Source organism: Psychrobacter sp. T6-4 (assembly GCF_052258425.1).
Classification (GTDB): Bacteria; Pseudomonadota; Gammaproteobacteria; order Pseudomonadales; family Moraxellaceae; genus Psychrobacter.
In genome coordinates this window covers 1-7,156 of record NZ_JBQQEZ010000023.1, presented here as the reverse complement: position 1 = coordinate 7,156, position 7,156 = coordinate 1, and the positions used below count along the sequence as shown (strand labels likewise).

The following is a 7,156-nucleotide window of genomic DNA, read 5'->3' as shown; positions in this document are numbered from 1 at the left end:
TTTAGCTCTACCTTAGTCTCTTTAAGTTCCGCCTTTAAACGTGCAATCTCTGCTTTATCGCTGTCAGCTGTGGCTTCAAGCGTAGCTACCTTACTTAGACTAGCGCTAAGCTCTACAGACTGCTTATCCAGTACGTTACGCACCTCTGTCAGCTGTGATTGTGCGGTTTCTGCTTTAGTTCGTTCAAGCTCTAATTGATGCCTAGTCTCTGATAGCGTCTGTTTGGTAGCATCATGGTCAGCTGTGGCTTGCTGTGCGCTTTTAGTTGCCGTCTCCGCAGTGCCGGTCACATCGTCCAGTTGCTGTAGTAGATCCGCTTGTTCCCCCTCCAAAGTCTTAACCGCTTCTTGCGCTTCGTCCGTTTCTGCTTGTGCCTTAGCCTTTACCACCTCTAGGGCTTCACGCTCTTTAGACAGCCTATCACTTGCCATATCAATAGCCGTCTGCCACATATCAGCGCCAAGCGTGTGCAAGCGTTCAGTAATGCCGCTAGGTAAGTCCACTTGCTGTAGCTCTTGCTCCTCCTGCTGTTCTCGCTTCCAACTCTGCATCGCATCACTAATAGTAGTGAATGAGCCACCGCCCAATGCTTTGCGTACTTCTGCTAGTGTCGGCTTAATCCCTTGCTCTTGTAATCGGTCAGCTGCTGCATGAATATCTTGTGTCGTGAGTGCCATGATTTTGTATTCCTTGATAGTGTATTGTAGTATGTTGTATATAGTATAATACAATATACAACATACTACAATATAGGATATAAAAAAACCCCCGAATAATTTTGAGGTTAGCTTAGGCAATCTTTTCAATTACTCTTTTGAAAGAACACAAATATGAATTATAGTAAACATTATTCTTATCTTTAAAACAGGTTCATGCTATGAAGCAACTTCTACTTGTTATAGCGCCTATTTTACTAATGGGGTGTAGCCCAAGCAGCGCAGAGGATGAGCTTTACGGCTCAGGCTATATCGTAGTAGATGAGTCATCGTGGGGCGAGAACCATACGACCCCTTATCCGTTTACGGCAGCAGGAGAGATTTCATGCGGATCTCATCCTGAGTTTGGGCGTGAGGTATATTTTGAGCCTGAAGGGTACATCGGTGAGTCCAGTATCGGTACACCACTCAATAAATCAGCAGTAGATAGCTTAAATCAAGCCAATATGAGCGCAAATGTGCCCTACAGCATCAAAAAAGGCGCTGATCTTAATGAAGCCATACAAGCAGGATTGAGAGTCTGTGATGAGTACCAAGACTATCTACAAAATGGTTGATTCACAGTTTAATGAACATCAAATAATTTAAGTTCATTTTAAATAATTTAAGTTCATTTTAGGTGGCCAAGACATTAACCTGGATACCATGCAACGTGTGAATAGTGGTTTTCATGAATGTATCGACTATTAAAAATCTTATCATAGCTAACTTCGTCATCTGTTAACTCAGTGCTGTTTTTAATGAAGTAGCCCTCACCATTTATGCCAGGTATAAGATCGTCATAGATTTGCTTGTATTCGCTAATTGTGACGATTTCTCCATTATCTAAGTTATCTATTATCATGTAGACACCCTTGTTATTCATAGTCCAAGTATTCTCTTATCGGACGTTTTTTATTAAAAGGCTCATGGTCTTTCTTGATACGTTCAATAAACTCTTTAGACCATAGGTTCATATCTTGATTGATTGGACTTGTCGAAGATACCATGTGACCGAAATCTTGACAAAATTTAGGGTTTCTTGTGATACGGCCTAGCTGAGCGTCCGATAATCCGTCAATCGTGAACATATCGCCATTATCAGGGTCACGCTGTTTGATCGCCTTGTTAGGCTTGTCCTGTGGCTTCTCGTGAACAGTAAATGTAAAGCCTGTAATCGTTCTGCCTTTCTTGACTTGTGAATAACTGACTTTAATATCAGTACTCTTATTTATTTCTTTAACAGCCTTATGTAATACGCCAGTCTTAAAGTCACACATCCGTTCGTATTCACCATCTACCACCCCCATCTGACCTCTGAATACTGCTAGATCAAATATTGGCGTTTTCTTAGCTTCACGCCACTGTATTAGCAGCTCATACAAGCGCACTGAGTACATACTATTAAGTGATGATGTTTGTTCTAACGTGTATTTTGTGAAAAACTGCTCTACACCGTTTATTCTTGTTATCTCATTTATAACCGCAGGAGTAAATATAATCTCAATAGTACCTTCATCGTGCTTGTACTTCGCTTGACTGATCCAACGCGACTTAACAGGGTTACCGTCCTTTTCATCTAAAAAAGTAAACCTACGCTCGAACAAGTTCTCTTCTGCTTTTTTAAGTACATCATAAGCACCTTGTCTTGTTGTTCCAAACGCATCTGCATATCTCATAGCTTCAATAGATAATGGTTTGTCTGCCGACAATCCTTCATTTTTATCCCTGCTGTCAATAATTGCCAACTGGATCAGTCTGATTTCAGCTAGCGTAAGATTCTGTATAGCTGTGTTAAGCCTATTTGTTTTAACTATAAGTTCCATTTTTTTGTCGTCCACGATTACCCCCACGAATTAAACTATCTATACTCGATACGGACTAATATAGCACCATTATAACGATAAATAAATACTTATCGTTATAAGGTAAGTAAACGTCGTGCTATAGGTAAGTAAACGTCGTGCTATGGGTAAGTAAACGTCGTGCTATGGGTAAGTAAACGTCGTTATATCAACCCTACAGCCCTTTAATACCAATGCTTACAGAGCGTCTAAAAGCATTAAAAGCATTAAAAGCATTAAAAGCCTTTTTGGTTGTGGATAACTGATAAAAAAAGAGAAGAAAAAAGAGCTAAAAACAGCAGTTTTTAGTAAAAAGCTTCCAATCAGCAGATTGGAGTAAAGCTACAGAGAGAAAAGCTAGATCAAAAACTATTTTAGTCTATAAGAAACATACATATTAGTATAAGATAAACATACCTAAAAAGATTTTCAAGAAATTCCGTATGTTAGCGTCAATTATCCAGTAGTATATATGGTAACAATCAATGTTACGGGCTGAACGCCCTACATTGATTTTAAAGGGCTGAACGCCCTTTATACCACACATACTACTGTGTTTAGTCTGCGGGGGATTGACCCCCACAGACTAAAAGCCCGTCAGGTGCTGCGCACCCGACAAACGCAACTTCTGGGGTAAAAAGCCACCCCAAGTTACGTTTGTCGGCTACTGGCCGACGGGGGGCTAGCCCCCATGACCTACCATCGTCCTTAGGGGTCGATTGCACTATCGCTGGACGCTTGTGCTACGGTCATGGCTCCCCCACGCAGTCAACACTAGGGTGATTGACTGTGCATTTTCTGGACGAAAATACACCCTTCGGGCTTGCGCTGCCCATGGGGGCAGCGTTCCCCAAATTCAGAATTAGGAGTTTTAAATGTTACTTGGTGATAAGGCCAGGCTTAAAGAGGTACATGATCATATAGCGGCGCTATCTGATGCTAAAGACCTCTTAGGGGTGAATATAGAGCGCAGAAAGCTTGTCGTTAGGTGGCTTTATATTTTTGGTTATTCAAATAGAGAAGCGTTACTAAAACTGACCAATGCTAAAGGCAGCACAGGCTATCGCTTTATCGCTGATTTAATCAAACACGGATATATTCAAAAGTTTAAGAACAACTTTTACAGTAAAGATTTACTGATGCTAGGTAAGCAGGGGCTTGGCGTATTGCTTGAAGATAGAATTATTGATGACAACCAGGCAAAGCTACCGAATAAACGCAAATTCATTGACTCAAGCCGTGTTCATCATGAAGTTGGGCTACATAAGTCTGTTTTAGCGTATTTGTTAAGGCAAACCAATAGGCTTAAATTATTAGAAATAAGCAAAGAAATTCGATATAAGCCTTTGATGGTTGATGCGCTACTACGTTTGGATGTTGTTAAGGCAGAAGCAGTGATTGATATTGCCTTTGAATATGAACGCACTGAGAAATCACGCCAACGTATCGAGTATTTGCTTGTTGAACACATGAAAAATATTGAAAAAGGCCATTACTACATGACTGTTCTTTGTTTTGATAATAAGGTTTTGCATGATTATTATTTAAAGATCATGTTGGCACAACCTAGAGAGTGGTCTAAAAATAAGAAAGGTCAGTTGTATGGTGCTAGAGCTTATAACTCAACTAGAGCAATTAGAAATAGATTCGATTTTATGTTGATAAATGGTACTAACTCTAAAACAACTAAATTAGAGCATATAGAGCAAGATAAAACGCATAGGTTGCACTCTTATCTAGCCGAGGTTCAACGAAAAGAAGAAGATGATAGGGAGGTAGCGGAAGAGGCTGAATATGACCGTAGAGAGCAAATAGAGGAAGATTTACGCCCAAAACTGATCGAGCAGCTAACTCCGCAGCTTGAAAAGCAGATCGAGGAGCGTTTACGTGCTGAATTTGAAGCACAGTACAACAAGCCGAAAGGGTTGCTTGGCAAGGTGCTTGGTAACTAGTTTATTATTAGATATCGAGATGAATCGAATTATTTTCTTAAGGTAGAAAGAATGAGGACTCAAGTTAATTTAGATTTATTTTCTAATGAAAATGAAGTGCAAGACTATAGAAGACAAAATACCGATATAAAATTCATAGATTTATTCGCTGGTATTGGTGGTTTTCATCTAGCTCTCTCAAGTTTAGGTGCAAAATGCGTATTTGCATCTGAGAAAGATAAGTTCGCAAGGCAAACATATAAAGAGAATTTTGATACTACAAATTTTGAATTTAATGATGACATTAGAAATATCTCTCCTGATCAAGTCCCTGATCACGACGTATTATGCGCAGGATTCCCTTGTCAGCCCTTCTCTCAAGCTGGATTAAAAAAGGGGTTTAAAGACGGTGAGGACTCAGAACGTGGCAATCTGTTCTACTGTATTTTAGACATATTAGAAGCAAAAAAGCCTAGAGCCTTTATCTTAGAAAATGTAAGACATTTGATTAAACATGATGAAGGAAGGACGTTTGAAACTATTCAAAAGCTATTGAAAGAAGCTGGTTATAGTGTTCAGTATCAGGTACTAAAAGCGTCTGATTATAATATTCCACAACTAAGGCCTAGGGTGTTTATAGTTGGTTTCAGGGGGGGGGAGGATTTACCGCCTTTCATTTTTCCTCCGAAAGTTCCCTTAACCTATACAATGTCTGATGTTTTTCAAGGTGATTGTGAAAGAGAGGTAGGCTTTACACTTCGTGTTGGTGGAAAGGGTTCAACGATTGATGACCGTAGGAACTACGAGTTCTATCGTGTAGATGGTGAAGTGAGGAGAATCGATATACCAGAAGCTAAAAAGATCATGGCTTTACCTGATAACTATACGTTCCCTGTATCAAAGAGCCAGACTATGAAGCAGCTGGGTAATAGTGTTTGCGTGGAAGTTGTTAGAAAGGTAGCTGAATCTGTCTTCAACTACTTAGATGTTAATTCAAACTCATTGGAAGAAAAAGATATGCCAGTAACTAGGAATAAAGGTGAATTAAGTGAGATATACGCTTTATTGAAGGTGATTTATCAAGAAATAATAGCTTATGGCGATCTAAGAGCTAGCACTACTGACGACACTATCAAAGTTATGAAAATCCATTTAGATAATAGTGACATAGAGCTAAAAGGTGTGCACTGCTATATATATGATAACGAAGATAAAGCTACCCTTTATGATAAATCACAGATAATAAATGAAGCAGAACTAAACGATATCCTATCCCATATAATGAAAGGAAAAGGTACTTTCAATAGCGGAGTACTTGATTCAAAAGTTAGTTTATTAGGAATGGATAAGTCAAAAGGAACTTCCCAGGAAAAAAGTGATCTAGTGCTTTCTTTCTTAGAAAAAGGCATTGAGAATCTCAATCAAGGTACAAGTATAAAATCTTTTTTAGGTGGATCACCAACACTGTTGAACGCATCTCAAGCAACTAATTTTATATATGAAGTTGAAGGTCTAGATAGCCAAAATATAGATGAAATCAACAATATAGAAACTAGTAGTAAAATAAAAGATCGTATAGCTAGAATAGAGAGTCTAGGAGGATCGCTCAAGTTCCAAAAATGTGAAAACAGTATTTATGAATCAACGCTTAGAAAAGTAGATAGTAAGATGCCTGAGATCCTGGCAAGTGCTTTAAAAAGCTTTTTCTTAAAAGAAACAAGTAATAGACTAAGTAACTATGTAAGCAAGCAGATAGCAGATCCAAGTAGGCAGCAAGAAGTGGGTTGCAGGTTGAAGGATTTTATTAAGTCTACTATGTTAGGGATCTTCCCTACTCGGGATTGGGATGGAAACCTTAAGGCCAATGCAGTTTTACTGGTGAATAAAGATGGAGATTTAGTCTTTTATCATACAAACAAAGAAGCTACGCTCAAAGATTTTTTCTACCAGCAGACGTTTTTTGATACCCCATCAACCACAAGGCATAGATTCGGTAGTGTATATCGCGAAAGCAATGGGAAGATTTACTTTAAACTAAATTTACAGTTAAGGTTATCTGATAAAATAGCTTAAAAACGCCATTTGATTGGACGGAGATCAATCATGATTAGCAATGCGGATATGTTTCTTCTGGACTTAGATATTTATGGCGTACCAGCAACATACAATGATGAAGCTGACTTTTTAGATGATGATTGGTCAGTGAATATACATACACTGGCTTCCCATTCAGCGCCATTGTCACCGCTACCACCGCCACTACCTATGCAACCACCACCGTTGCCTACTGATGATTAATTGATCCTAGAGCGTTCTAAGATCACCCCTGCTGCTACAGGGGTGATATGTTTTATTTATTTTTTTGATTTTGTATCGTAGCAAGTTCAGTCTGTAGTCCTGCTGTTTTCTCTTGTTCTGCGTAGTAATTGGCTGATAGTTCCTGGTATTGCTTGTCTAGCGCTTTGTGTTCAGCGCTAAGCGTGGCTTGTGCTTGGGTTAGTTTATCATTCATGTCTGATAGCTTGTCACGTTCAGTGGTTATGGCCTTTAACTCCCCTTTGATCTCTGCGGTAGCCGTTTGTATCTCATTGCGTTCAGCTGTGACCGTCTTTAGCTCTACCTTAGTCTCTTTAAGTTCCGCCTTTAAACGTGCAATCTCTGCTTTATCGCTGTCAGCTGTGGCTTC

General features: G+C 39.3%; 6 protein-coding genes and 1 pseudogene. 4 read left to right on the top strand and 3 right to left on the bottom strand.

What is annotated here, in order from left to right; translation table 11 throughout:
* The coding region (locus ACTXGE_RS12430) for a DNA-binding protein (RefSeq protein WP_443560323.1) at positions 1-677 on the bottom strand (677 nt) is incomplete at its 3' end.
* A gap of 200 nt (positions 678-877) precedes the next feature.
* Here ACTXGE_RS12430 and ACTXGE_RS12425 point away from each other — a divergent pair.
* Positions 878-1,273 (top strand): hypothetical protein, encoded by a 396-nt coding sequence (locus tag ACTXGE_RS12425; protein ID WP_443560321.1) that lies wholly within the window; start codon positions 878-880, stop codon positions 1,271-1,273.
* Positions 1,274-1,573: 300 nt separating this feature from the next.
* On the opposite strand, the gene repM is transcribed toward ACTXGE_RS12425, so the two are convergent.
* Positions 1,574-2,536 carry a replication initiation protein RepM gene (gene repM / locus ACTXGE_RS12420; RefSeq protein WP_443543690.1) on the bottom strand — a complete coding sequence of 321 codons (963 nt, stop codon included), beginning with the start codon at positions 2,534-2,536 and terminating at the stop codon, positions 1,574-1,576.
* Positions 2,537-3,414: 878 nt separating this feature from the next.
* Here repM and ACTXGE_RS12415 point away from each other — a divergent pair.
* The 3 genes from ACTXGE_RS12415 to ACTXGE_RS12405 are packed head-to-tail and all read left to right on the top strand — an operon-like array spanning position 3,415 to position 6,768.
* Positions 3,415-4,491, top strand: a complete 1,077-nt coding sequence (locus tag ACTXGE_RS12415) for a hypothetical protein (RefSeq protein WP_443543689.1) — start codon at positions 3,415-3,417, stop codon at positions 4,489-4,491.
* 51 nt (positions 4,492-4,542) lie between these two features.
* Positions 4,543-6,543: an HpaII family restriction endonuclease gene (locus tag ACTXGE_RS12410; RefSeq protein WP_443543687.1), complete on the top strand. Its 2,001-nt coding sequence runs from the start codon at positions 4,543-4,545 to the stop codon at positions 6,541-6,543.
* 30 nt (positions 6,544-6,573) lie between these two features.
* Positions 6,574-6,768: a hypothetical protein gene (locus ACTXGE_RS12405; RefSeq protein WP_443543685.1), complete on the top strand. Its 195-nt coding sequence runs from the start codon at positions 6,574-6,576 to the stop codon at positions 6,766-6,768.
* Positions 6,769-6,820: 52 nt separating this feature from the next.
* Here ACTXGE_RS12405 and ACTXGE_RS12400 read toward each other — a convergent pair.
* A pseudogene (locus ACTXGE_RS12400) lies at positions 6,821-7,156 on the bottom strand (hypothetical protein); the annotation flags it as partial.

Excerpts from the sequence above, each read along its gene's own strand:
- ACTXGE_RS12425 (WP_443560321.1), top strand. The coding sequence starts at position 878 with ATGAAGCAACTTCTACTTGTTATAGCGCCTATTTTACTAATGGGGTGT.
- ACTXGE_RS12415 (WP_443543689.1), top strand. The coding sequence starts at position 3,415 with ATGTTACTTGGTGATAAGGCCAGGCTTAAAGAGGTACATGATCATATA.
- ACTXGE_RS12410 (WP_443543687.1), top strand. The coding sequence starts at position 4,543 with ATGAGGACTCAAGTTAATTTAGATTTATTTTCTAATGAAAATGAAGTG.
- ACTXGE_RS12405 (WP_443543685.1), top strand. The coding sequence starts at position 6,574 with ATGATTAGCAATGCGGATATGTTTCTTCTGGACTTAGATATTTATGGC.